Here is a 22,275-nt window from a genome sequence, read left to right on the forward strand (position 1 = left end):
CAATGACCGAATTGTTGGGAAAACGCGCGCTTGTTACCGGTGGATCGCGCGGCATAGGCGCAGCCATCGCCCTGGCGCTGGCAGAAAAGGGTGCCGACGTGGCGATCACCTATGAACGTGCAGCCGATCGGGCAGCCGAGGTGGTGCGCGCCATCGAAGCGCAGGGGCGCAAGGGCCTCGCCATACAGGCCGACAGCGCGGATCCGGCTGCGGTCAAACGCGCCGTCGATGAAGCTGCCGGCACACTGGGCGGGCTCGACATCCTCGTCAATAATGCCGCGATTGCGCTGTATGATACGATCGAGAAGTTCAGTGTTGAGGAAATTGATGCGCTGCTGAAGGTGAACATTCGCGGGCCGATCCTCGCCTCGCAAGCCGCCATTCCGTATCTGAAAGCTGGCGGACGGGTCGTCAACATCGGCTCGGCCGGCGCCGACCGCATCGTCGGCGACACCGGCACGGTCTACTACATGACCAAGTCGGCTCTGCAATCCTTCACCCGCGGCATGGCGCGCGAGCTCGGGCCGCGTGACATCACCGTCAACCTGGTGCAGCCGGGGTCGACGGACACCGACATGAACCCGGCGAACGGCGAGTTTTCCGATTTCCAGCGCTCCCTGAGCCCGCTTGGGCGGTATGGCGAGCCAAAGGATGTCGCCGCAGCCGTCGCGTTTCTGGCCACGCCCGCCGCACGGCATATCACCGGAACGGTGCTGACGGTGGATGGCGGCCAGCTGACGTAAAACCCGCCAAAAATGCGCATGAAAAAAGGGAGGGGCCGGTGGCTCCTCCCTTCGTGTGTCATGGGCGTGATTACTTCAGCGGCTCGAACGTCATCGCATGGCCGTTGATGCAGTAGCGCAGGCCGGTCGGCGGCGGGCCGTCCGGAAATACGTGGCCAAGATGGCCGCCGCAATTGGCGCAGCGCACCTCGGTGCGGATCATCCCGTGGGTGGTGTCGCGATGTTCGGTCACCGCATCGGGCTTGGCGGGCTCGAAATAGCTCGGCCAGCCGCAGCCGGAGTCAAACTTGGTGTCGGAGATGAAAAGTTCCTCGCCGCAGCCGGCGCAGCGGTAAAGGCCCTTTTCCTTGCTGTTCCAGAACGGGCCGGTAAAGGCGCGCTCGGTGCCGGCCTGGCGCAGGATGCGATATTGCTCCGGCGAAAGCTCCTCACGCCACTCGGCATCAGACTTCTGGACTTTTGGGGTGACGACGTCGGACATGGTCGATCCTTTCCTTTTCCTCCTAGATAGGTGTGCGAAAGCCTAAGGAAAAGGCGAGTTCCTGTGCGTTTTGACCGGTTTTGCTTGAGGCAAGTGATTCTTTCCCATAGAAAACCATTTCCTTCCGCCACCCAGGCGCCCAACGACAAAAAAACATGGGAGAGGACATGGCCGCCAATGCGCCGGCAGTGACTTTCATTGCGCTTTTCCTGCCGTTTCTGGCTGCGCTGCTTGCGCCGGTTCTCGTCCGGACGCTAGGTGCGAAGGCCGCCTGGCTCCTGGCGCTCGCGCCCGCCATGGCCTTCCTGCAGTTTGCGCGTTTCCTGCCGGAAGTGGCGGCCGGTGAAGTCGTGACCGGCGGTTATGTCTGGGTGCCGAGCTTCAATCTCTCCTTTTCCTGGTTCCTCGACGGCCTGTCGCTCACCTTCGCGCTGCTGATCACCGGCATCGGTGCGTTGATCGTTGTTTACGCCGGCGGGTACCTCAAGGGCCATCCGCTGCAGGGGCGCTTCCTCGGTTTCATCCTCGCCTTCATGGGCGCAATGCTGGGCCTGGTGATCTCCGACAGCTTCCTCATGCTGTTCGTGTTCTGGGAACTCACCTCGATCACCTCCTTCCTGATGATCGGATTCGATCATGAGCGCGAGGCCGCGCGCCGTGCCGCGCTGCAGGCACTTGTGGTTACCGGCGCAGGCGGCCTGTCGCTGCTCGCCGGCCTGATTTTCCTCTGGAATGTCACCGGTGTCACCCAGCTTTCGCTGCTCGTGCATGTGGGCGATGGCCTGCGCCAGAGCCCGTTCTATTTCGCGACCCTGCTTCTGGTGCTCGGCGGCGCCTTCACCAAGTCGGCGCAGTTCCCGTTCCATTTCTGGCTGCCGAACGCCATGGAAGCGCCGACGCCGGTCTCGGCCTATCTCCATTCGGCCACCATGGTGAAGGCAGGCGTTTATCTCCTCATGCGCCTCAATCCGGTGATGGGCGATACGCCGGCCTGGGAAATCCTGCTGCCCTTCTTTGGCGGCATCACGCTGATCAGCGGCACGATCCTTGGTTTGCGCCAGACGGACCTGAAGCTGATGCTCGCCTATACGACCATGGCCTCGCTCGGCCTGCTCGTCATGCTCACCGGCTTCGGCTCGACCTATGCGGTGGAAGCGGCGGTTCTGTATCTCGTGGCGCACAGCCTGTTCAAGGGCGCGCTCTTCATGGCGGTCGGCGCCATCGATCACGAGGCCGGCACGCGCGACGTGACGAAGCTTGGTGGGCTTCGCTCCGCCATGCCGATCACCTTTGCCGCCGCATTGCTCGCCGCCCTTTCCATGGGTGGCGTGCCGCTGTTCTTCGGCTTCCTCGCCAAGGAAGAGATCTATGCAGCGCTCGCCGCCGGCAATCCGCGGGCGGTCTTCTTCACCGCCATCGCTGTCGTCGGCAACGCGCTGATGTTCGCGCTCGCCTTCGCGGTGGGCCTCAAGCCCTTCCTCGGTCGCCACGTCGAAACACCGCGCCATGCCCATGAAGGTCCGGTCTCGTTGTGGCTCGGGCCGGTCGTGCTGGCGGGGCTCGGCCTGCTTGCCGGCATCTTCTCGGGCGTCGCGCATTTCTACATCTCCTCGCCGATGGCAAGCGCCGTCGTCGACGAGAAGGTCGTGATCGACATCTCCACCGTGCCGCATATCGGCATGCCGCTGCTGCTGTCGCTCGTCACCATCCTGCTCGGCCTGGCGATCTTCTGGCGGATGGACAAGGCCCGTGCCTGGGTCGTGCAGTTCGTCGATGCGCTCGGCATCGGTCCCGACCGCGGCTTTGATTATTTCGTGCGCGGGCTGGTGCGGATGTCGGCGGCGATTACCCGGTTCGTGCAGCCGGGCCGCTTGGAGCTTTATCTCACCGCCACCTTCATCCTGCTGGCGCTTGCCCTGCTGTTGCCGCTGATCCTCGCCGGCGAATGGCCGACGCTGCCGCCCTTGCCGGATCTGCTGCTGGTCCAGGAAGCGGCCTTCCTCATCATCGCGGCAATCGGCATCATCGCCGTGCTGCGTGCCAAGAACCGGCTGACGGCGATTGTTTCGCTCGGTGTCCAGGGTTTTGCGGTCGCGGTCATCTTCTTGCTTTTTGGCGCACCGGACCTTTCCTTCACCCAGTTCATGGTGGAAACGCTGTCCGTCGTCATCCTTGCGCTGGTCATGACCCGGCTGCAACTCTGGAGCCGAGACCACCGTCCGCTGCCGCAGAAACTGCTCGATTCGACGATCGCAATCGCCTGCGGCCTCGGCTTCACCCTGCTTCTCCTGAAGTCGTTGCAGACCCCGTTCGATACCGTGCTGTCCGACTTCTTCAACACCTATTCGAAGACCATCGCGCATGGCGCCAATGTCGTGAACGTCATCATTGTTGACTTCCGCGGCGTGGATACCCTGGGCGAGATTTCGGTGGTGATGATCACCGGACTTGCGGTGCTGGCGCTGATCCGCGTTCGCTCCAGGCGGGGCGCGAAGGAGGGCAAGCTATGAGAAGGGGAGGCCGCCCATGAACAGCCTGATCCTGCGCACCGTCGCACCGGTGCTCACCGCCCTGATGCTGCTCTTCTCGATCTTCGTGCTGCTGCGCGGGCATAACGAGCCCGGCGGCGGCTTCATCGGCGGACTGATCGCCGCATCGGCCTTGGGTGTCTATGGCATCGCCTTCGGCGTCACCGCCGTGCGCCGCGCCATCCGCTTCCATCCGATGGCGATTGCCGGCGCCGGCCTGATGCTCGCTGCCTTGTCGGGCCTCATCTCGATCTTCTTCCGCGTGCCCTTCATGACCGGGCTCTGGGTTTATCCGCAGATCCTCGGCGTCGAAGTGCCGCTTGCCACCGTCATGTCCTTCGACATCGGCGTCTATCTTGTCGTTGTCGGCGCCATCGCCTCGATCGCGCTTGCGCTCGAACAGGAGCCGGGCCCGACAATCGGACCGGAGGAGAAACACTGATGGAAACGCTGTTCGCCATCCTGATCGGCATGTTCTTTGCCGGCGCGGTTTACCTGATGCTGTCGAAATACACGGTGCGCATCCTGCTTGGCGTCGCGCTGCTCGGCAATGCGGTGAACCTTCTGCTGTTCACCTCCGGCCGCCTGACGCGCGAAGTGCCGCCGATCATTGCGGCCGGCGAGGACGTGCTGACATCGAGCGCGGCGAACCCGCTGCCGCAGGCGCTGATCCTCACTGCGATCGTCATCTCCTTTTCCTTCTTTGCCTTCCTCCTGGTGCTTACCTATCGCGCCTTCCAGGAACTGGGGACGGACGATACCGACGAGATGCGGCTTGCCGAACCGCGCAACGAACCGCTTCCGCCGATGGGGTACTGACACATGACTGAGCTTTCCCTGCGTCGCGAAGGACGGATAAGCGGAGGTGCGGCCTGATGGCATCTCCTGCCACCATCGATCTTTCCTCCGCGCTCGTGCTGACCCCGACGCCGACTGCCGACTGGCTGGTGGTGCTGCCGGTTGTGCTGATGATCACTGTCGGCGCCGCGCTGATGATGATCCGCAAGTCGGTGCGCTTGCACGGCTTCGTCGCGATCGGCGGGCTGACGCTTCTGGTGGTGCTGGACGCCGCACTCTTGTGGAAGGTTTCAACCGAAGGCCCGGTGACCATGGTCATGGGGCGCTGGCTGCCGCCCTTTGGCATTGCCTTCACCGCCGATCTCTTCGGCGCTGCCATGGCGCTTGCCGCGGCTGTGGTGGCGCTGGCGGTCGGCATCTATGCGCTGGTCGATATCGAGGGGAGCGGGCGTCGCTACGGCTTCTTCCCATTCCTGATGCTGCTGATGGCGGGTGTTTCCGGCGCCTTCCTCACCGGCGATATCTTCAACCTTTACGTCTGGTTCGAGGTTCTGCTGATCTCGTCCTTCGGCCTGCTGATCCTCGGCTCGGAGCCGGAGCAGATCGACGGGGCGCTGAAATACGCCATCCTAAACCTCGTCGCGACGACGCTGTTCCTCATCTCGGTCGGTTACCTCTACGCGATCTTCGGCACGCTCAACATGGCCGATATCGCCCGCAAGGCGGGGGAACTGCGCGACACCGCGCCGCTCGTCACGCTGACGACGCTGTTCATCCTCGCCTTCGGCATGAAGGCGGCGGCCTTCCCGGTCAATTTCTGGCTGCCGGCTTCCTACCACACGCCACGCATCGTCGTGTCGGCGCTGTTCGGCGGCCTGCTCACCAAGGTCGGCATCTACGCGCTGATCCGCGTCACCGTGATGCTGTTCCCGGTCGAGCGCGAGACGCTGAGCCTCATCCTTGCCGTCTCGGCGGTGCTGACGATGATGCTCGGTGCCATCGGTGCCCTGGCGCAGACCGACATCCGCCGGCTGATCGGTTACCTGGTGATCGCCGGCATCGGCAACATTCTCGCCGGTGTTTCGATCGGCACGCCGGCCGCCATCAGCGGCGCCATGCTCTATGCCCTGCATTCCATGGTCACGATGACGGCGCTTTATGTCGTTGCCGGCCGCGCCGCCCATCTTGCCGGCTCCTGGTCGCTTGCTTCGCTTGGCGGGCTTTACCGGCAGGCGCCGTGGTTCTCGGCCGCCTCGCTGCTGCTCTTCCTCGCCGCCGCCGGCCTGCCGCCGCTTTCCGGCCTCTGGCCCAAGGTGGCGCTTCTGAAGGCCTCGCTCGATATCGGCGCCTGGTGGCTGGCCGCGGGCATCCTGCTCTCCGCCTTCCTGATCACGCTGTCCCTCGCGCGCGTCTTCCTGCTCGCCTATTGGCGCCCGCAGGCTGAAACGCCGCCCGCGCCGAAGGCCGCGCATGGCTGGCGCTCCGTTCTGCCGATCGGCGCCCTGACGGCGCTGGTCCTCTGGTTCGGCCTGTTGCCGGAGCCGCTTCTGGCGCTGAGCCAGGCCGCCGCCGACGGCCTTGCCGATCCGAGCGCCTATATCCTGTCGGTCTTTCCTGATGCCGTGCGAGGTGCCACGCCGTGATCACCTTCATCCTCACCCTTGTCTTCGGCCTCATCTGGGTCGTGGTCACCGGCAGCGCCACCGGCCATAACCTGCTGTTCGGCCTGGCGCTCGCCACGCTGGCGCTCTGGGTCGTCCGGCGGGAAATGAACGCCCACGGCTACTGGCCGCGTGTCGGAAAGTTCATCTCGCTCGTCGTGCTGTTCTTCCGTGAACTTGCCATGTCCGCCTGGAAGGTTGCAGTGCTTGTCACCCGCCGCCGCATGGACCTGAAGCCTGGCATTTTCGCCTTTCCGCTGACGGTGGACCGCGATTTCGAGATCACGCTGCTCGCCAACCTCATCACGCTGACGCCCGGCACCCTGTCGGTCGATGTCTCGGAGGACCGCAAGACGCTCTTCGTGCATGCGATCGATTGCTCGGACATTGAAGGCGCCAAGCGCGACATCGCCGAAGGCTTCGAGCGCAAGATCATGGAGGCGTTCCGATGACCGCCGCCGCCTTCATCCTCGGCCTTGCCACCTGGCTCGGCTTCGTCATCCTCGGGCTTGCCTTCCTGCTCACGATCTGGCGGGTCATCCAGGGCCCGACGCTTGCAGACCGCGTCGTGGCGCTCGACATGCTGACCGGCATCGTCATCGGCTTCATTGCCCTGATCGCGATCCGCACCGGCTTCAACCTTTATATCGACATCGCCATCTCGCTTGGCCTTGTCGGCTTCCTGGCAACCGTTGCCTTCGCACGCTTCATCCTTTCGCGCGGCAGCGTGCCACGCTCGGCCGAAGGCGGGGTGGCTGAAACGGCCGAATCCCAAGCGGCCACCAGCGGCAAGAAGAAGCAGGCGCCAGCCCGCAAGGCAGCCGCAACAGGCAAGGTCGGTGCAGGCAAGGCAGCCACAGGAAAGGGACGCAAATGATCGAGCTCCTCGTTTCCATCGTCACCGCCTGCCTCATCCTGGCGGGCGCGGGCTTCGCGCTGGTCGCGGCGATCGGCCTCAACCGCTTCCCGGAAGTCTTCACCCGCATGCATGCCGCCTCCAAGGCGGGTACGGTCGGTTCCGGCCTGCTGCTCTTGGCCGTCGGCCTCCACGCAGGAGACCTCTCGACCTTTGCGCGAGCCATTGCCGGGTTTCTCTTCTTTGTATTGACGGCACCGGTATCTGCGCACCTCCTAGCAATGGCGGCCTACAAGGTAGGATATCGGCTCGGGGATGATTCGATCTGTGACGAAATGAAGCGCTACAAATCGGGAATACAGTCCTCGTTGCGTCAGAAATAAGCTCTCAACTGTTCTGCCTATAGATTTTATTCATCAGTAAAGCTCAAACGCCGGTCTCAGCGTAGCGTGATCGACCATCGTAGGACATTTTGCTGCTTGATATTCGTCGAAGTAATGTTACTTCAGTACGCAGTAGAGTTCGTGGCGTTCCCGCACATCGCATTTCGCATCACTGCAAGTCGACTGGCATCCAAGGCTTGTGCGACATGAAGTGATTCCGAAAATGCGGCGGAACTCCATCTGGTGATAATCTCTCCGCCCGTAATGAAGCTTAGGGGTAGGCTTCTTTCGGACACGATGCGGGTGAAGAGTTTCCTCCGGAGAATTCTGCAAGTGGACGCGTGTCGCGGAGGTCGCGGGCGCGCCATGAGTTGAACAGGAGACACATACAATGACAGAAATCGCACTGGGTAAGGGCACCGATCTGCTGGTCGAATTGACGGCGGATATTGTGGCCGCCTATGTGAGCAACCACGTCGTTCCCGTGGCGGATCTCTCTAACCTGATCTCGGACGTGCATGGGGCGCTCAGCAACACCTCGTCCCCGGCGCCAGTGGTCACGAGCACCGAAAAGCCGAAGCCGCCGGTTCCGATCAAGAAGTCGATCGAAGACGACTACCTGATCTGCCTGGAAGACGGCCAGAAGTTCAAGTCGCTCAAGCGCCACCTGATGACGCACTACAACATGACACCGGAAGAATATCGCGAGAAGTGGGGCCTGCCTGCTGACTATCCGATGGTCGCTCCCGCCTATGCGGAAGCCCGCTCGCGTCTCGCAAAGGAAATGGGCCTCGGCCAGCGCCGCAAGCGCGCCAAGGCTTGAAAAGAAGCACGCCGGTTCGTCCCGTCTGACTTCCGGGCTCGCCCGGAAGCAAGGACGTGTGGACACCACGGTGGATGAGCCGGGCCTTCGAGCCCGGTTTTTCTTTGCCCGCTTTCCGATAGCACAGGTGGATGGGGAGAGGAAAAAAATCCCATTAGTTTTCCACGGCTTGCCGTTTATCAACGGCTTAGCATCGAAGTATCCCAAGATTCGGCTTAGTTTATCCCCGCTCTTGCTCTAGGGTATATGAATTAATTCCTATTTGATGAGGAGTTGTCATGCCCTTCCAGATTTCCCCGGATCCGTATTTTCCTCCACCCGCGCGGGTTCTGGCCATGCCGGGCCCGCGCCTGCCGGCAAGCCTCCCGATCCGCATTGCCTGCCGCCTCGTGCGTCAGATGGTGGCCGAGCTGATCTGCCTGCTGGGCGATCGGGTGAGCCTGCGCCGCGACCGTCGCCGCTTTACGTGCCAGGTGCGCCAGATCGCCATGTATGTCTGCCATGTCGCGCTCGGCATCTCCATGAGCGATATCGGCGAAGCGCTCGGCCGTGACCGCAGCACGGTGAGCCATGCCTGCCATGTGGTGGAAGACCGGCGCGACGACCTCGCCTTTGACGACTTCATCTCCACCGTCGAACGCCTTGTGACAGCGGTCTTCAGCATCCCGGAGGTGGCAAGCCATGACTAAGCGCATGACCCGGAAATTGCAGCCCACCAACGCCCGGCGGCAATTGCTGCGGCTCGTCCGACAACTGGCCCGCGGCGCCTGCACCATCGAGCCGGCGGAAGGCGGCTTGTTGCGGCTGCTGCGCGATGGCGAGGAGCGGATCCACGAACAGGCGTTGGTCAACGAGGCCGTGTCGCTCGGCCTTGCCGTGAGGAGCGGCAATACGATCACAGCCAGCAGCGCGGCTTCAGCCTTCGTCCGTCGTGCTCTGGCGGAAGGGGAGGAGGCCTTCGCCGGCCAGCATCGCGAGGTCCAGGTTTCCACGGCCGATGTCGAGGGCCAACGCCAGCCGGTGCGCCGCAACCTGCAGGAATCGCCGCTCGGGGCCGTTGCCCGCATGAAGGATCGCGATGGCAGGGCCTTCGTGCCGGTCGAGGCGGTGGATGCGGGCGAGCGGCTGTTGTCGGATTTCACCCGCGGGCAGATGCAGCCGCGCGTCACGGCCTCCTGGGAGCCACGGCTTGCTTCGCGCTCCAGGGGAGGCGCTGGCGGCCAGGCGGAGATCGCCGACAGTGCGCTGGCCGCCCGAAGCCGTTTTACCCGCGCGGTGGAAGCGATGGGACCGGAGCTTGCCGGTGTCGCGATCGATGTCTGCTGCTTTTCCAAGGGGCTGGAAACGGTGGAGCGAGAGCGGCAATGGCCGGCGCGCTCCGCCAAGCTGATGTTGCGCACCGCACTTCTGGCGCTGGCGCGCCATTATGCGCCACCGGTCGGCCAGGGGCGCCGGCGCAGCCACCATTGGGGCACGGACGACTTTCGCCCGACGATCGAGAGTTGAGGGAGAGGGTCGTTAAGCCGCGGCGCGCAGGCTTGCTTCGCCGCGGATGCGCTTCACCATCGAACGCAGGCCATTGGCGCGCTGCGACGACAGGTGTTCCACCAGGCCGATCCGGTCGAAGATCTCGATCGCATCGGTACCGGCAATCTCTGAGGCATGTTTGCCGGAATAAACGGCAAGCACGATCGCCACCAGCCCGCGCACGATATGCGCGTCGGAATCACCTTCGAACGTCATCACCGGGTCGCTGCTCTGGTCTTCAACATGGCTCACCAGCCACACCTGGCTCGCGCAGCCCTGCACCTTGTATTCCGCCGTCTTCTTCTCCTCGGGAAGGTCCGGGAGCGCCTTCCCAAGTTCGATCACATAGCGGTAGCGATCTTCCCATTCGTCGAGGAATGCAAAATCGTCGATGATCTGCTCGATGCTGGCCATAGGAACTCCGGGTGTTGCTGCTCCATATAGGTGCTCACCGGCAGGATCAAAGCAAAAAAATCGCCGTGAAGACCTTCGTCCTCACGGCGCCAGCAGATGCTGATAGGCGGGCAGGCAGTGTCCCGCGCCGGACAAAGGGATCCCAGGTATCCGGCGCAAGCTTGAAGAATTTCGGGATGGATCAGTGGGCGGGGCGCTTCTGCGGCACTGGCACCGTGCCGGTCGAGATCGCATCAGGCTCCGCGGTGGCGGCTTCCTGGCCGGGGAATGGCGTCGGCTCCGGATCGCTCATCAGCGGCGTGCTGGCGGCCTTCTTGCCGCTACCGAACTGCTGGTCGAGCAACTGAAAGGCAACCAGCGCGCCTTCCTTGGCTCGCACGCCGAGTGCGGAGAAGGTTTCGCTGCCCTTTTCGCAGACCTCGGGCTTCTCGCTGCAGAGCGCGCTGACATAGTGGTAGGCTTCGGTCGCAGCCGACAGGGCACCGGCGACTTCGAGCGGCGAGGCGCCGCGATCATCGCTTACCGGGTTGCTGCTGAAATAGGACAGCACCACCAGCACGGCTGCAAACCAGAACGTTCCCTTGATCAGAAACCACATGTTCTACCCACCTGTCTTTCCCGCGATCATCTTGCGGGGCGTGCGCCGGTCTCTCCCGGTCTTGGAGCGAGGTGTAACGTCTCAGAAGCAAATTTGGCTTTGAAGCCGCTGCTCGAATTTTCCGCAAATTTATCTCGAATTTGAATGATCCCGGTCTGGCACAGGCAGGATTGTGGCCTCGCCCCGACGTTCTGCCGCAGCTGTTAAGCATAAATGCGGCGGCAGGGCCGTGGACACCGGGCTTTGCACGGGAGTCGGTTGCCACAAAAGTTAACGCAAAAGGAAAAATGCAAGCAAATCCGTCGCTTACCTGCCGTTAACCACAAGCCGAGAAGCTTCGCCGAGAATGTCCCAAAGGGGGATTTGGCGGCTTTTGAGCCTTTGCGACTCGCTCTCTTTTATCCATTCCTTAAGCGGCGGAGACCTATTGTCTGCGCCAAGAAACGAGTTTGTTCCAGGGTATTGCGTGCGCGTATTGGGTAACATTGCCGGTCGGGTGGTTCAGCTGGTCGACGCGGCCGCTGTCCGCTGGCTTGCCAGCATTGGCGACGGCGAAACGGTGCGCCTCGGCGATGTCGCGCTGGTTCGCCGCCTGGCCTTTGGCGTGGCCGGGGCGCTTGTGGTGGTGCCGGCCATGCTGACGCTGGTCATGAAGCCGGCGCTTGCGCTTCCAGTTGGTGTCGCTCTCGTCTTTTCGTTGTTCCTTCTGTCCGTCGCGACCCTGTTTGCGCTCCTGAAGCGCGAACCCGCGCAAGCGCTCGCACCCCAGATCGACGAGCGGATCTTTGCCGCATGCCCGGGTCTGGCGCTGATGCTCGATCCGCATGGCGACGTGCTGAAGACCGGCGGCCGTGATGCACATGCCTTCCCGGTGAAGCTTGCCGATTCGACCGGCGAGCCGCTCGCCGAACTCGCCCACGTTTCGGACCGCATAGCGCTGGTCCAGGCCTTTGACGCGTTGCGCCAGGGTGCCGACAGCGCCTGCGCCGATATCCGCATCGAACGTCCGCTGTCGGTCTCCGGCCGCCAGTTCATGCTGATTCGCCTCGACATGACGGCGATCCGCGACGATGCCGGTGATCTGTCTTCCGTATTTGCCCAGGCGCGCGACCTTTCCGAGGACGAGGAGCTTCGCGCCGAAGCTGCCGCCCACATGGCCGAAGCCCATTCGGCCAATGAAGCGAAGTCGCGATTCCTTGCGGCCGTCAGCCACGAGCTGCGCACGCCGCTCAACGCCATCCTCGGTTTCTCCGATGTGCTCGCCGGTGAATACTTCGGCAAGCTCGCCAATGATCGCCAGCGCGAATATGTCGGACTGATCCGCCAGTCGGGCGCGCATCTGCTCTCGGTCGTCAACACCATGCTCGACATGTCGAAGATCGAGGCCGGCCGTTACGAACTGCTGGCAGAACCCTTCGTCATCGGCGAGGCGATGGAAGCCTGCCGCGCCATGCTGGATCTGTCCGCCCGCGAAAAGGGCATCACGCTCACGAGCCGCACCGCACGGGGCCTCGGCGAAGTCGTGGCCGATCGCCGGGCCGTTCAGCAGATCCTGATAAACCTTGCGAATAACGCCATCAAATTCACCGGCGCCGGTGGCGTCGTCTCGATTGACGCCATATTGTCCGGTGACAACCTCGTCATCTCGGTCAGCGATACCGGCATCGGCATCGCACCGGAAAAGCTGCTGCTGATCGGCCAGCCCTTCATGCAGGTCGAAAACGCGCTCACCCGCGCTTACGAGGGCACGGGGCTTGGCCTCTCGCTGGTCAAGGGCCTGGTGGCGCTGCATGGCGGCAGCCTTGATATCGAAAGCCGGCCGGGCGAGGGGACGGTTGTCACCGTGACGCTTCCCGCAGACGGGTCGGGCGTTGCAAACGACGGGGATCAGCCCCGTGAAGAAAGAGTGGAATTCCCGCCGCGGCTGAAAGCGCCAAGGCAGACCGCCATGATGGGCGAACAGGATAATTGCAATGGCCGCGCGCAAGCGAAAATCGCCTGACCGGAAAAAGAACGCCAAACGCGAACCCGGTCTTCTGGCAAGCCTTGCCGCCGGTGCGGGACGGGCTGCTGCGCGCCATCCAAAGCCATTGTTCGGTATTGCCGCCTTCGGCGTCGTCTTCAGTTTCGTTGCAGCCAACGCCTTGTGGTACCAGCCGGGCGGCCATCCATCGCCCTTCCTCGCCACGCGTGACGCGCAGGATCCGAACCGCTTCGCCGGTTACCGGCCGATGCGCCAGATTCCTCCCGACGACGTGACGACCTTCAAGATCGAGCGCACCACGTCGGCAGAGACACCGAACGAAACGACGACTGTTATCCGGCCGCAGGTTCCGGAACCGGCAGAACTGCAGGTCGAGGATCTGATCCCTGCCGAAGTACCGGCGCAGCGTCCGCAACTGGCGCAGCCGATGCCCGAGCATGCCGTGCCGCTGCCGGCACCGATGCCGAAGCCGGCGCCAGCCCCGGCCCCAGCTCACGTCGAGACGGCAAAGTCGGTCACGAAGCCGCAGCCGCCCAAACCCGCACAGGAAAAGCCGCGCGGCGAAGACCCGATTGCCGCGGCCATTCGCTCCGCCGAACGCAAGCCCTTCACCGTGCCGCCAGCCGATATCCCCAACGCCACCGGCTCCAACCCAGCGCGCAACGTCGTGCCGGTGTCGCAGAAGCCGGCACAGCGGCTTCCCGTCGCGCCCCGCAATGAGGCGCAGGCGACGTCATTGGTGTTGCAGATCCAGCGCGGCCTTTCCAACATCGCCTATGCCGATGTGCAGGTGGATGGCGTCGCCGGCAGCCAGACGAAGGCCGCCATCCGGCGTTTCCAGAAGCACTACCGCCTGCCGGAAACCGGCGAACCGGACGAACTGGTGCTGAAGAAGCTGAAATCGATCGGCGCCCTCTAGCCACGACCCGTTGGACGCATTCCGTTTGCGCCCGACGCCGCGTGACCCTATGAGGGGCGCATGCGCCTCAAGACCGATATGTTCGTCTCCACCCTTCTCCGCCGCGTCTTCGGGCTCGGCGGGTTTGCTGCCGTGGAACACAAGGGGGCCGAGTCCGCCGGCGCCATCTTCATCCGCCAACGGTTCCGCGATGGACTGGAAACGCTTTACGCGCCCGCGCCGCAAAGCTTCTTTGGCGAGGACGAGGGCAGCCGCAAGTTCGAGGTGAGGGCTGAGCGCGTCGAAGCGCACGAGATCGCTGATCTCCTGGCGCGTGAACTGAAGTTCGATCCGGATCTATGGCTGGTGGAACTGGAGATCGACGACGTTGCCGACCTCTTCGAGGTCGTCGAGCCGGACGGCTGAGATTGCCGTCAGGCGCTGCGGCGAATGCTGTAGCGGCCGGGCTGCCGAACGCTCGCGGTCGTGCGCAGGGGTGCTGCGGTTTCCTCGATGTCCTGCTGGGCTGGGCCCGCCTCGGCCGGCGGTGCAGCCACGGGCTCCGAATAGGTATAGCTGTCGGCGCGCCGCCAGGCTTCCACCCGCTGCCCGCACTGGTCTTCGTCCAGCCGGTTCCAGAGCCGTTCGGCGCGGCTCATCCCAGCCTCGGTCCCGGACAGGTGGTCATAGATCCGCTGCAGGATGAAAAGCGCATCCTCGGTGTCCATGCCAAGACCCTTGAGCGTCGTCGCCAGCTGCTGGCCGGAAATGTCGAGCATGATCCGCTCCGACAGCCAGCGACTCGCCGAAAGCGCATCCGCCAGCACCGAGGCGAAAAGCCCGTTTTCCCGGTTGCGCGCAAAGCGCACCAGGAGCGCCTGCTGCACGGCCGAAAGGCTGCGCAGCCCGAGCCGGTCGCTCGCCGGGCGGGTGATGTGGCCGGCCAGCATCCGCAGCCGCTTGCGCATGTCCTCTTCGCGCGCCACCCGCTCGGCCTCGCTCGAGGCGTTCTCCGCCGGCTGGGGTGAGGCGGGGGCGGGGTCTGCATCCGGCTTGATGCCGCGGTCGTGCCGCAGGCCAACCAGCGCGTCGATGACCCGTGGCGACAGCGCCTCGCGCCGCACGATCGCGCGTGCATGCGCCTCGCCTTGCGTGCGGGCAATCGCAATCAGGGTGTCGTCGCTGAGGCAGCTCGACGAGATCAGGAAGGGGGCCGCAATGGCGATCGGCTGGCTGGCAATGAAGAAGGCAACGGCAGGTGGCACGTTCGGGCATTGAGACAGCGCGGCGACTGCCTCGCGACGTGCTTCCTCGGATGAGGCGGTAAAGAGCGGCGTGAAGAGCTCGGCGAACTGTCGGAGTTCCGACCGCGAGGGATGCGGCAGGCTCTCGAAACTCGTCACCGTGGCCATCAGCACCACATCCTTTTTACGCACGGCCTGAGGCCTCTCCAGCTCTCGAAACTCATTGTTCACAGGGCTTACCCGCATCCTACGCAATACAAATCGGATGGTGCGACGACACTGATGGAGGGCGCACACATGCCCGCCGCGTCATCGTACCTTTCCTGGGAAACTCCCGGCGGCGTCGCACCATCAGGCGAGCGTGGATGTCGTCGCAAAACGGAACGCGCTGGTTTAACCGGATGCTAACCGTTCGACGGTTAACGCTCGGTGAAAATGCATCGTATTGATACGTCTGTCGGTGCTGCCGTCCACAGGCTGGGACGGGAACAGCATTGTGACCGCAAGGCCCGTGAACCAAAGGCCCGTGAACCAAAGGCCAGGGCCTGCGTTTTACGCTTCGGATCCCAGACATGCGTGGTTGGCAACTGCTACATTAGCGTTAATCGGCTGTTAACCATGCTCTGGCTGAATCTGCGGTAACTGGTTCTGCTTCGGCCGAGCTTGCTCGAGGGGCCGGATGGTCCTGCTCCTTGATCCTGTCGGTGGAAATGAGCCGGCGAAACTGGAAATGTCCCTGCGCCTCGGAGGAGGCGCACAGACGAGAAAGGCGCTGATGCCGGCAAACCGGAAGCGCCAGCCCATCGGTTTGGGCAGGGTGAGATCGATCCGTCTTCATCCGTCTCGAATTCCTAGCGGAGGCGAGCATGGCAGAGATCGTAATTTTGAACAAATGGCGCAGCGAACACGCCGCGCGCAAGCCGGAGATCCGGATTGGCGAGGACAAGGCGTCCGCGCAGGTCCTGCTGTTTACCGGCGTGCGCTACGAACGTTATGGCGACTGGCTGAACAGCCGGCCGGAAAACCAGGCGGTCGGGGCGGAGTAGTTCCTGCGATCAGAAACGGCTTCTGGAGCGCCACTCGAAGGGCGCGCAGCTTGCCTCGCTCAGGAACTGCGACGCGAGCTCTTCGTAGCTTGGCTGGGGCGCGAGGCTCCGCAACACGACATAACCCTGTGCTGCCGTGGTTTCGACCATGATCGATTGTGACACAGGCTCCGGAAGCGAACGGCGCAGCGCCGTCAGTTGCACCGGCGTCGCAATCACCACGTTCAGCGCGCCGCCGGCAGAAGTCCGGTCGTTGATGCTGAAGATCTCGTTCGAGGAAGCATCGAACACGGCAAGCGACCAGAACGGTAGCCCGTTGTTGGCCGCCGCAAGCCGCACCGGCCCTTCAGAAATGTCATAGGCGCAGACCGCAACCGGCAGGTAAGGGTCGTCCATGCCAAGCCCCGTGCGGTCAGCAACGGATCCAAGCTGGTAGAAGCGGTGCATCTCGCCCTTGGCGAGCACGCGGGTATAGGCGTCCTTTTCGCTGAACTCCGGCAGCAGCAGCACGATGATGAGGTGCAGGAGCGCGGCACCGATGAGGCCGACGACGACCGCGAGGATCAGCTGAAGCGCGAACCTAGACATTGCCGCACCCGATCTTCTCGATGCGCGGCATCGAGAGGTCGATGAGGCCGGAACTGCCGGCGGTCGGGGTGTCGAGCAGCGTCAGCGTCAGCCGGAAGGGACCACGGGCCGGAACCGCGAGCCAATTGCCGGGCGTCGCAGTCGGCGAAATGACGATATCGAAGGCACCCTCTGCGTCACGCAAAACGGTGCGTGAGTTGAGCGCCGAAGGAAGATCGGCGTTCGATGTGGGCCGCCGTCCGTCCGGCAGCGTCGTGAACAGCGTCCAGAGGCGGGCAGGGGGCGTATGGCCCGACATGCGGTAGGAACAGTCGCCGCTCAGCCGCGCGCCTGTTTCATCCGTTGCTGCGGTGAATGTAAGCCCTTCGGCGCTGGCGTAAAGCAGCTTGCCGGCGTTTGCTCGGTGTGCCTTGGCATAAGGATCGGCACTGGCGGTCTGGGCCTGCGGAAAGGCTTCCCATGGGCCGAGCTTGATCGCGCCGAAGCCGACGGTCGCATCGAGCGCCACCAGTGTGGACCAGATTCCGCCGCCGAAGGCGATCGTCAGCGCGATGGCGATAAGAAGAGGAACACGAAACACTGGCAGCTTTGGCTTTCGGATCAGACGCGTCAGAGGGTTAGCACTGATTTCGCCGAGGGGAAATGGGTGACGGACAAACTCGCGGTGATTGCCGTACACTGTACCCTAATCTGTGGAGGCCCCGCCGATGTCGAAATCGTCGACTACCATGCCTGACAACGATCAGTTGCCGAACCCGCATCCGGGCGAAATCCTGCTCGAGGAATTCCTGGAGCCGCTCGCTCTCAGCCAAAATGCCCTGGCCCGCGCCATCGACGTGCCGCCGCGCCGCATCAACGAGATCGTCATGGGTAAGCGCGCAATCACGGCCGATACGGATCTGCGGCTGGCGCGGTATTTCGGCATGTCCGAAGGCTTCTTCCTTGGCCTGCAGGCAGATTACGACCTCATGCAGCGGCGCCGGGAGCTCGGCGAACAGCTGGAGCGGATCGCGCCCCGCGCCGCATGACGGCTACCGCCGTACATCCAGGCTGATCGGCTTGAAGATCGCTTCCGGCTTGCCCGGTGCGACAGCCGGCGAAACCACCGGCGCCTCTGCTTCCGCGACGCGGGCAGGGGCCGCGGGAATAGCCGATGCTGATTTCAGGCTCTCGGCGATCTGCTTCAAGACGCGGGTGGAATCGGCCGAAAGCGTGCGCGGGCGGGTAAAGGCCTGCGGTACGGCCTTGCCGTCTTCGCCCTTCTTGGCGACTTCGGTTCCCTTCCGGTTGCCGGTCGGCAGCGGGTTTTCGATGCCCGGGATCGGTTTCAGCTCGATGCCCTGGTGGGCATAGTCCATCACCGTCTTGAAGGTCATGGCCGGCAGCGAGCCGCCTGTCATGTTGTTCATCGAGGTGAAGTCGTCGTTGCCGAACCAGACGCCGGCCGTGTAATTGCCGGTAAAGCCGATGAACCACGCATCGCGATAGCTCTGCGAGGTGCCGGTCTTGCCGCCGGTGACGATGCCGCCATCAAGCGCCGCACGCCGTGCCGTGCCCTGGTAGGGGATCGTCGACAGGATGCGGTTCATCGAAACCATGGCCTGTTCGGACAGGACGCGCTTCGCCGGGGGTTCGTCCCGGTTGAAGTCGTAGAACACCTCGCCATTGTAACCCAGCACCTGCTCGATGCCGTGGCGGCGCGACTGCATGCCGCCGGCCGGCATCACGGCATATGCCGTCGTCTGGTCCAGCACGGTGACTTCCGAGGTGCCGAGCGGGATCGTCTTGTCCTTGCGCAGCGGCGTTTCGACGCCAAACGCCTTGGCGGTCTGGACGATCACGTCGGTGCCGAGCTTTTCCTTGGCGAGCCGCACGGGAACGGTGTTCAGCGACTGCTGCATCGCCGACATCAGCGTCACCTTGCCCTTGTAGGAGCGGCCGTAGTTCTGTGGCGACCAGCCGTTCCAGGTGATCGGCGCATCGGAAATCGTCGTCTCGGGTTTCATCCCGGCTTCCATGGCCGCCGCATAGGTATAGAGCTTGAAGGAGGAGCCCGGCTGCCGCAGCGCCTTGGTCGCGCGGTTGAACTGGCTTTCGCCGTAGTCGCGCCCGCCGACCATGGCGCGCACCGCACCGCCGCTTTCGATCACCACCATGGCGCCCTGCTTGACGCGGTAGCTTTCGCCGTATTCGCGCAGGCTCGATTCCATCGCGGCTTCCGCCACCTGCTGCAGGGCGGTGTCGATCGTGGTGCGCACGATCACCGAGCGCTCCTTGAGCTTGCCCCGCGCATGCAGCCGCTGCACCTCGTCAAAGGCCCAGTCGAGGAAGAAGTCCGGCGCCTTGACGTCGGCGCGGTCGATGACGGAGGCCGGGTTGCGGCGTGCGCCGATCACCTGACCTTCGGTCATCATGCCGCTCTGCACGAGGTTGGAGAGCACTTCATTGGCGCGCGAACGGGCAGCCGGCAGGTTCACATGCGGCGCATATTTCGCCGGTGCCTTGAAAAGGCCGGCAAGCATGGCCGATTCCGCCAGCGTCACCTCGGTGATGTTCTTGCCGAAATAGAACTGGGCTGCCGCCGCCGCGCCAAAGGTGCCGGCGCCCATATAGGCGCGGTCGAGGTAATGCGAGAGGATTTCCTTCTTGGAAAGGTTGGCTTCCAGCCACAGCGCCAGGAAGGCTTCCTTGATCTTGCGCTCGATCGACCGTTCGTTGGTCAGGAACAGGTTCTTGGCAAGCTGCTGGGTGAGCGTCGAGCCGCCCTGGACGACGCCGCCCGCCTTGGCATTCTCCGTCATGGCGCGCGCCAGGCCGAAGAAGTCGATGCCGAAATGGTCGAAGAAGCGGCGGTCTTCGGTGGCCAGCACCGCCTTGATCAGGTGGTCCGGCAACTGGTCGACCGGAACGGAATCCTCATGGATGATGCCACGGTGGCCGATCGGATTGCCGTAGCGGTCCAGGAAGGTCACGGCAAAGTCGCCGCGGTTGCGCCAGTCTTCCTTGGTTTCCTCGAATGCCGGCTGGGCGAGCGCCAGGAGCAGCACGAAACCGGCGGTGCCGAGCGTCATGGCCTCGCCGGCAATCTCGAAGCCGAGCTTCTTCCAGCCGCGCACGCGAAAACGCCGGAAGAAGATGGTGATCTCTTCCCAGATCTCGCCAAGCTTGAAGCCGAGGTTCCAGACGGTGGAGTCGATCCACGAGTCGATGCGCAGCAGGATATGCCGCTTGCGTTTCGGCGCGGGTGGCATGTCCTTGGAAGGCATGTCGTCGGATGGTTTTGGCTCGTCCTGCACCTTGTCGTCCCCGCCCAAAAATCCCCACCCTTTGATGAGATACGCTTGACGCCATCCCGTGCAGGGATCAAAGGCAATAGCGTCTCACCGTTATTCAGCATTAGCTGACAAAAGGTTTATGCGCGATAGCGAAATCGCAACAGAGTAAAAGGACGAGGCCGAGGATTTGTTCCATTCTGCCGCAAATATCATAGCCGAGCCGGCGGCCGACGAGCCGTTTTGGAAAACCAAGCGGCTGGACGAGTTCAACCAGGCGGAATGGGAAAGCCTCTGCGACGGCTGCGGCCTGTGCTGCCTCAACAAGCTGGAAGACTGGGACACGGGCGAGGTGGTCTTCACCTCGGTCGCCTGTCGGCTCTTGGACGGCACGAGCTGTCGCTGCAAGGACTACGAAAACCGCCAGGCCACCGTGCCGGACTGCATCCAGCTGACGCCGGAAACGGTGAACGACATCAGCTGGCTGCCGCCGACCTGCGGTTACCGCCTCATCCGCGATGGCGAGGATCTATACTGGTGGCACCCGCTCGTCTCCGGCGACCCGCAGACGGTGCACGAGGCGGGCATCTCGGCCCAGGGCCGCACAGTGAGTGAAACGGACGTCGCGGTGGAAGATTTCGAAGACTATCTCGTGGACTGGCCGCTGCATGTGGGCGAACAACGCTAGAATCTGACAAATCTGCGTCAAAAGCCGGGGTTTACCCAGTAGATTTGCGGGTATACGCCCGGCTATAACGAGCCTAAGAGGCGTGCTCTCCCCCTTAGGTCCTGGCGCGACGCATGAAGTCAGACGAAAACTTTGCTGATAGTCTCTACGAAGCGGCTCTTGTTCCAGAACTCTGGACGCAGACCTGCGAAAAGCTTGCGGCGGAAGCCCAGGCCGACTGCGCCTCCATCTTCACGGTCGATACCTATGGCAACCACCGCTTCGTAACGACGCCGAATGTCGCCGAAGCCTATGCCAAGTTTGCCGCGAGCCCGCACGCCCAGAACAATACACGCGCCTTGCGGGCGCTTGAGCGCAGTCCCTTTGTTTTCGCCCGCGACATCGACGTCTTGACCGAGAAGGAATTTCGCGAGGACCAGCTCGCGCCGCTCTTCCTTCATCCGAATGGCATCGAATGGGAGGCCGGCTGCGTTTTCCAGGAGCCGAGCGGTCACATGATCGCGATCATCCTGATGCATGCCAAGGGGCGCGGCCACTTCACCGACGAACAGCTCGCCAAGCTGAACCTCTTGAAGCCCGACCTCGCACGCGCCGCCTACATGGCCTCGCAGCTCGGTTTCCGCGAAGCCCGCTCGATGGCCGACGCGCTGTCGATGGTGGGCGTCCCGGCGGCGGTCATCGGCGATACCGGTCGCTCGATTGCAATGAACAACGAGATGGAAGCGCTTTCACCGCGCATCCGCACCGGCGCGGGCGACAAGATCGTGCTGGAGGCGCCGGGTGCCAGCGCGCTGCTGGATGATGCGATCCGCCGCTACAAGGCGCAGGCCGTGCCGACGGTGCAATCCCTGCCGATCGCCTCGCGTGACGGGGAGCCGGCGCTGATCCTGCATCTCCTTCCGGTTCGCCGCGCGGCGCGCGACATCTTCTCCCGCTCGATGGCGATCCTGGCCGTGACGACCGTGGGCGAAGTCGGTCCCCCCGACATGCGCGTGCTCTGCGGCCTGTTCGACCTGACGCCGGCGGAAGCCCGCGTGGCGCGTGGCATCGCGCTGGCGCAGACGCCGGAAACGGTGGCCGCCAATCTCGGCATCTCGATCCAGACGGCGCGGTCGCACCTGAAGCGGATCATGCAGAAGACCGGCACGACACGCCAGGCAGAACTTGTATTGCTGCTCTCCGGCCTGTCGGCCCCGGGGGATGGTGGCAGTCAGTGATCGGCGATGCTATATGTAAGGCGCTGGATGGAGACGTGGAATGCTCGCCCTTCGATTGCCGCCCGACATAGAAGCCCGCCTTGATGAGCTTGCCCGGCTGACCGGCCGCAGCAAGAGCTACTATGCGCGGGAAGCGATCCTCACCCATCTTGATGATCTGGAAGACATTTACCTTGCCCAGGAGCGGCTCGAAAGCCTGCGCCGTGGTGAGAGCGACAGCGTGCCATTGTCCCAGGTCATGAAACAGTATGGCCTGGACGATTGAGCTGCAGCGTGATGCACAGCGCGATCTGGCTAAACTCGGCCATGACAATGCCCGACGGATCCTGAAGTTTCTTCATGGGCGGGTCGCGGGACTTGAGGACCCGCGATCGATTGGCGAGGCGCTGAAAGGTCCGAGCCTGGAGGACTTCTGGAAATACCGGGTAGGCGACTACAGGATCATCGCGCATATTCGCGATGATGTCGTGCAGGTTCTCGTCGTGCGTATCGGGCACCGCCGCGAAGTCTATCGGCGATAAAAACA

General features: G+C 63.4%; 27 protein-coding genes. 20 read left to right on the top strand and 7 right to left on the bottom strand.

What is annotated here, in order from left to right; all coding sequences use genetic code 11:
• Positions 1-2: 2 nt before the first annotated feature.
• Positions 3-743, top strand: coding sequence for an SDR family NAD(P)-dependent oxidoreductase (locus tag CYG48_RS02860; protein ID WP_118848997.1), 741 nt, complete (start codon positions 3-5; stop codon positions 741-743).
• 70 nt (positions 744-813) lie between these two features.
• On the opposite strand, the gene msrB is transcribed toward CYG48_RS02860, so the two are convergent.
• Positions 814-1,224 carry a peptide-methionine (R)-S-oxide reductase MsrB gene (gene msrB, locus CYG48_RS02865; RefSeq protein ID WP_118848998.1) on the bottom strand — a complete coding sequence of 137 codons (411 nt, stop codon included), beginning with the start codon at positions 1,222-1,224 and terminating at the stop codon, positions 814-816.
• Positions 1,225-1,391: 167 nt separating this feature from the next.
• On the opposite strand from msrB, the gene CYG48_RS02870 reads away from it, so the two are divergent.
• From CYG48_RS02870 to CYG48_RS02915, 10 genes are all read left to right on the top strand, one after another.
• The gene (locus tag CYG48_RS02870) at positions 1,392-3,734 is read left to right on the top strand and encodes a putative monovalent cation/H+ antiporter subunit A (protein ID WP_118848999.1); all 2,343 of its coding nucleotides are present in this window, start codon (positions 1,392-1,394) and stop codon (positions 3,732-3,734) included.
• A gap of 16 nt (positions 3,735-3,750) precedes the next feature.
• Positions 3,751-4,194: a Na+/H+ antiporter subunit B gene (locus tag CYG48_RS02875; RefSeq protein WP_118849000.1), complete on the top strand. Its 444-nt coding sequence runs from the start codon at positions 3,751-3,753 to the stop codon at positions 4,192-4,194.
• Positions 4,194-4,571: a Na+/H+ antiporter subunit C gene (locus tag CYG48_RS02880; protein ID WP_118849001.1), complete on the top strand. Its 378-nt coding sequence runs from the start codon at positions 4,194-4,196 to the stop codon at positions 4,569-4,571. The genes CYG48_RS02875 and CYG48_RS02880 overlap by 1 nt, the downstream gene beginning before the upstream one ends.
• A gap of 56 nt (positions 4,572-4,627) precedes the next feature.
• Complete coding sequence (locus CYG48_RS02885; RefSeq protein WP_118849002.1) at positions 4,628-6,193, top strand: Na+/H+ antiporter subunit D; 1,566 nt, start codon at positions 4,628-4,630, stop codon at positions 6,191-6,193.
• Positions 6,190-6,663, top strand: coding sequence for a Na+/H+ antiporter subunit E (locus tag CYG48_RS02890; RefSeq protein WP_118849003.1), 474 nt, complete (start codon positions 6,190-6,192; stop codon positions 6,661-6,663). The genes CYG48_RS02885 and CYG48_RS02890 overlap by 4 nt, the downstream gene beginning before the upstream one ends.
• Positions 6,660-7,088: a cation:proton antiporter gene (locus tag CYG48_RS02895; RefSeq protein WP_118849004.1), complete on the top strand. Its 429-nt coding sequence runs from the start codon at positions 6,660-6,662 to the stop codon at positions 7,086-7,088. Before CYG48_RS02890 ends, CYG48_RS02895 begins: the two co-directional genes overlap by 4 nt.
• Positions 7,085-7,450: a monovalent cation/H(+) antiporter subunit G gene (gene mnhG / locus CYG48_RS02900; RefSeq protein WP_118849005.1), complete on the top strand. Its 366-nt coding sequence runs from the start codon at positions 7,085-7,087 to the stop codon at positions 7,448-7,450. The genes CYG48_RS02895 and mnhG overlap by 4 nt, the downstream gene beginning before the upstream one ends.
• 391 nt (positions 7,451-7,841) lie before the next feature.
• Positions 7,842-8,273: a MucR family transcriptional regulator gene (locus CYG48_RS02905; protein ID WP_118849006.1), complete on the top strand. Its 432-nt coding sequence runs from the start codon at positions 7,842-7,844 to the stop codon at positions 8,271-8,273.
• 278 nt (positions 8,274-8,551) lie between these two features.
• On the top strand, positions 8,552-8,962 hold the full coding sequence (locus tag CYG48_RS02910; protein ID WP_445304315.1) for a helix-turn-helix domain-containing protein: 411 nt from the start codon (positions 8,552-8,554) through the stop codon (positions 8,960-8,962).
• Positions 8,955-9,779, top strand: a complete 825-nt coding sequence (locus tag CYG48_RS02915; RefSeq protein ID WP_245450396.1) for a DUF6456 domain-containing protein — start codon at positions 8,955-8,957, stop codon at positions 9,777-9,779. The genes CYG48_RS02910 and CYG48_RS02915 overlap by 8 nt, the downstream gene beginning before the upstream one ends.
• 12 nt (positions 9,780-9,791) lie before the next feature.
• On the opposite strand, the gene CYG48_RS02920 is transcribed toward CYG48_RS02915, so the two are convergent.
• On the bottom strand, positions 9,792-10,214 hold the full coding sequence (locus CYG48_RS02920) for a SufE family protein (protein WP_118849008.1): 423 nt from the start codon (positions 10,212-10,214) through the stop codon (positions 9,792-9,794).
• 181 nt (positions 10,215-10,395) lie between these two features.
• The gene (locus CYG48_RS02925) at positions 10,396-10,812 is read right to left on the bottom strand and encodes a DUF5330 domain-containing protein (protein ID WP_118849009.1); all 417 of its coding nucleotides are present in this window, start codon (positions 10,810-10,812) and stop codon (positions 10,396-10,398) included.
• Between the two features lie 466 nt (positions 10,813-11,278).
• Here CYG48_RS02925 and CYG48_RS02930 point away from each other — a divergent pair, with 466 nt between their 5' ends.
• The 3 genes from CYG48_RS02930 to CYG48_RS02940 are packed head-to-tail and all read left to right on the top strand — an operon-like array spanning position 11,279 to position 14,120.
• The gene (locus CYG48_RS02930) at positions 11,279-12,814 is read left to right on the top strand and encodes a sensor histidine kinase (RefSeq protein WP_245450397.1); all 1,536 of its coding nucleotides are present in this window, start codon (positions 11,279-11,281) and stop codon (positions 12,812-12,814) included.
• On the top strand, positions 12,786-13,715 hold the full coding sequence (locus tag CYG48_RS02935) for a peptidoglycan-binding domain-containing protein (RefSeq protein WP_118849010.1): 930 nt from the start codon (positions 12,786-12,788) through the stop codon (positions 13,713-13,715). The genes CYG48_RS02930 and CYG48_RS02935 overlap by 29 nt, the downstream gene beginning before the upstream one ends.
• Positions 13,716-13,775: 60 nt before the next feature.
• A complete protein-coding gene (locus CYG48_RS02940; protein WP_118849011.1) occupies positions 13,776-14,120 on the top strand; it encodes a DUF1491 family protein in 345 nt (114 codons plus the stop codon).
• Positions 14,121-14,128: 8 nt separating this feature from the next.
• Here CYG48_RS02940 and CYG48_RS02945 read toward each other — a convergent pair whose 3' ends face one another.
• The gene (locus tag CYG48_RS02945; RefSeq protein ID WP_199925197.1) at positions 14,129-15,169 is read right to left on the bottom strand and encodes a DUF2336 domain-containing protein; all 1,041 of its coding nucleotides are present in this window, start codon (positions 15,167-15,169) and stop codon (positions 14,129-14,131) included.
• A 635-nt stretch (positions 15,170-15,804) separates the two neighbouring features.
• On the opposite strand from CYG48_RS02945, the gene CYG48_RS02950 reads away from it, so the two are divergent.
• Positions 15,805-15,984 carry a hypothetical protein gene (locus tag CYG48_RS02950; protein WP_118849012.1) on the top strand — a complete coding sequence of 60 codons (180 nt, stop codon included), beginning with the start codon at positions 15,805-15,807 and terminating at the stop codon, positions 15,982-15,984.
• A gap of 9 nt (positions 15,985-15,993) precedes the next feature.
• On the opposite strand, the gene CYG48_RS02955 is transcribed toward CYG48_RS02950, so the two are convergent.
• Both CYG48_RS02955 and CYG48_RS02960 read right to left on the bottom strand, forming a co-directional pair.
• The gene (locus tag CYG48_RS02955; protein WP_118849013.1) at positions 15,994-16,572 is read right to left on the bottom strand and encodes a DUF1254 domain-containing protein; all 579 of its coding nucleotides are present in this window, start codon (positions 16,570-16,572) and stop codon (positions 15,994-15,996) included.
• Positions 16,565-17,152, bottom strand: coding sequence for a DUF1214 domain-containing protein (locus CYG48_RS02960; RefSeq protein WP_118849014.1), 588 nt, complete (start codon positions 17,150-17,152; stop codon positions 16,565-16,567). Before CYG48_RS02960 ends, CYG48_RS02955 begins: the two co-directional genes overlap by 8 nt.
• 127 nt (positions 17,153-17,279) lie before the next feature.
• Between CYG48_RS02960 and CYG48_RS02965 the strand changes: the two genes are divergently transcribed.
• A complete protein-coding gene (locus CYG48_RS02965; protein ID WP_118849015.1) occupies positions 17,280-17,600 on the top strand; it encodes a HigA family addiction module antitoxin in 321 nt (106 codons plus the stop codon).
• Between the two features lie 3 nt (positions 17,601-17,603).
• Here CYG48_RS02965 and CYG48_RS02970 read toward each other — a convergent pair whose 3' ends face one another.
• Complete coding sequence (locus CYG48_RS02970; RefSeq protein WP_118849016.1) at positions 17,604-19,838, bottom strand: transglycosylase domain-containing protein; 2,235 nt, start codon at positions 19,836-19,838, stop codon at positions 17,604-17,606.
• A 196-nt stretch (positions 19,839-20,034) separates the two neighbouring features.
• Here CYG48_RS02970 and CYG48_RS02975 point away from each other — a divergent pair, with 196 nt between their 5' ends.
• From CYG48_RS02975 to CYG48_RS02990, 4 genes are all read left to right on the top strand, one after another.
• Positions 20,035-20,532 carry a YcgN family cysteine cluster protein gene (locus tag CYG48_RS02975; RefSeq protein ID WP_245450399.1) on the top strand — a complete coding sequence of 166 codons (498 nt, stop codon included), beginning with the start codon at positions 20,035-20,037 and terminating at the stop codon, positions 20,530-20,532.
• A gap of 113 nt (positions 20,533-20,645) precedes the next feature.
• A complete protein-coding gene (locus tag CYG48_RS02980; protein WP_118849017.1) occupies positions 20,646-21,749 on the top strand; it encodes a helix-turn-helix transcriptional regulator in 1,104 nt (367 codons plus the stop codon).
• Positions 21,750-21,789: 40 nt separating this feature from the next.
• The gene (gene relB, locus CYG48_RS02985; protein ID WP_118849018.1) at positions 21,790-22,014 is read left to right on the top strand and encodes a type II toxin-antitoxin system RelB family antitoxin; all 225 of its coding nucleotides are present in this window, start codon (positions 21,790-21,792) and stop codon (positions 22,012-22,014) included.
• Positions 21,998-22,270 (top strand): type II toxin-antitoxin system RelE family toxin, encoded by a 273-nt coding sequence (locus tag CYG48_RS02990; RefSeq protein ID WP_118849019.1) that lies wholly within the window; start codon positions 21,998-22,000, stop codon positions 22,268-22,270. The genes relB and CYG48_RS02990 overlap by 17 nt, the downstream gene beginning before the upstream one ends.
• The last annotated feature ends 5 nt before the right edge of the window (positions 22,271-22,275 follow it).

Source organism: Neorhizobium sp. SOG26 (assembly GCF_003491345.1).
GTDB classification, from domain to species: domain Bacteria; phylum Pseudomonadota; class Alphaproteobacteria; order Rhizobiales; family Rhizobiaceae; genus Neorhizobium; species Neorhizobium turbinariae.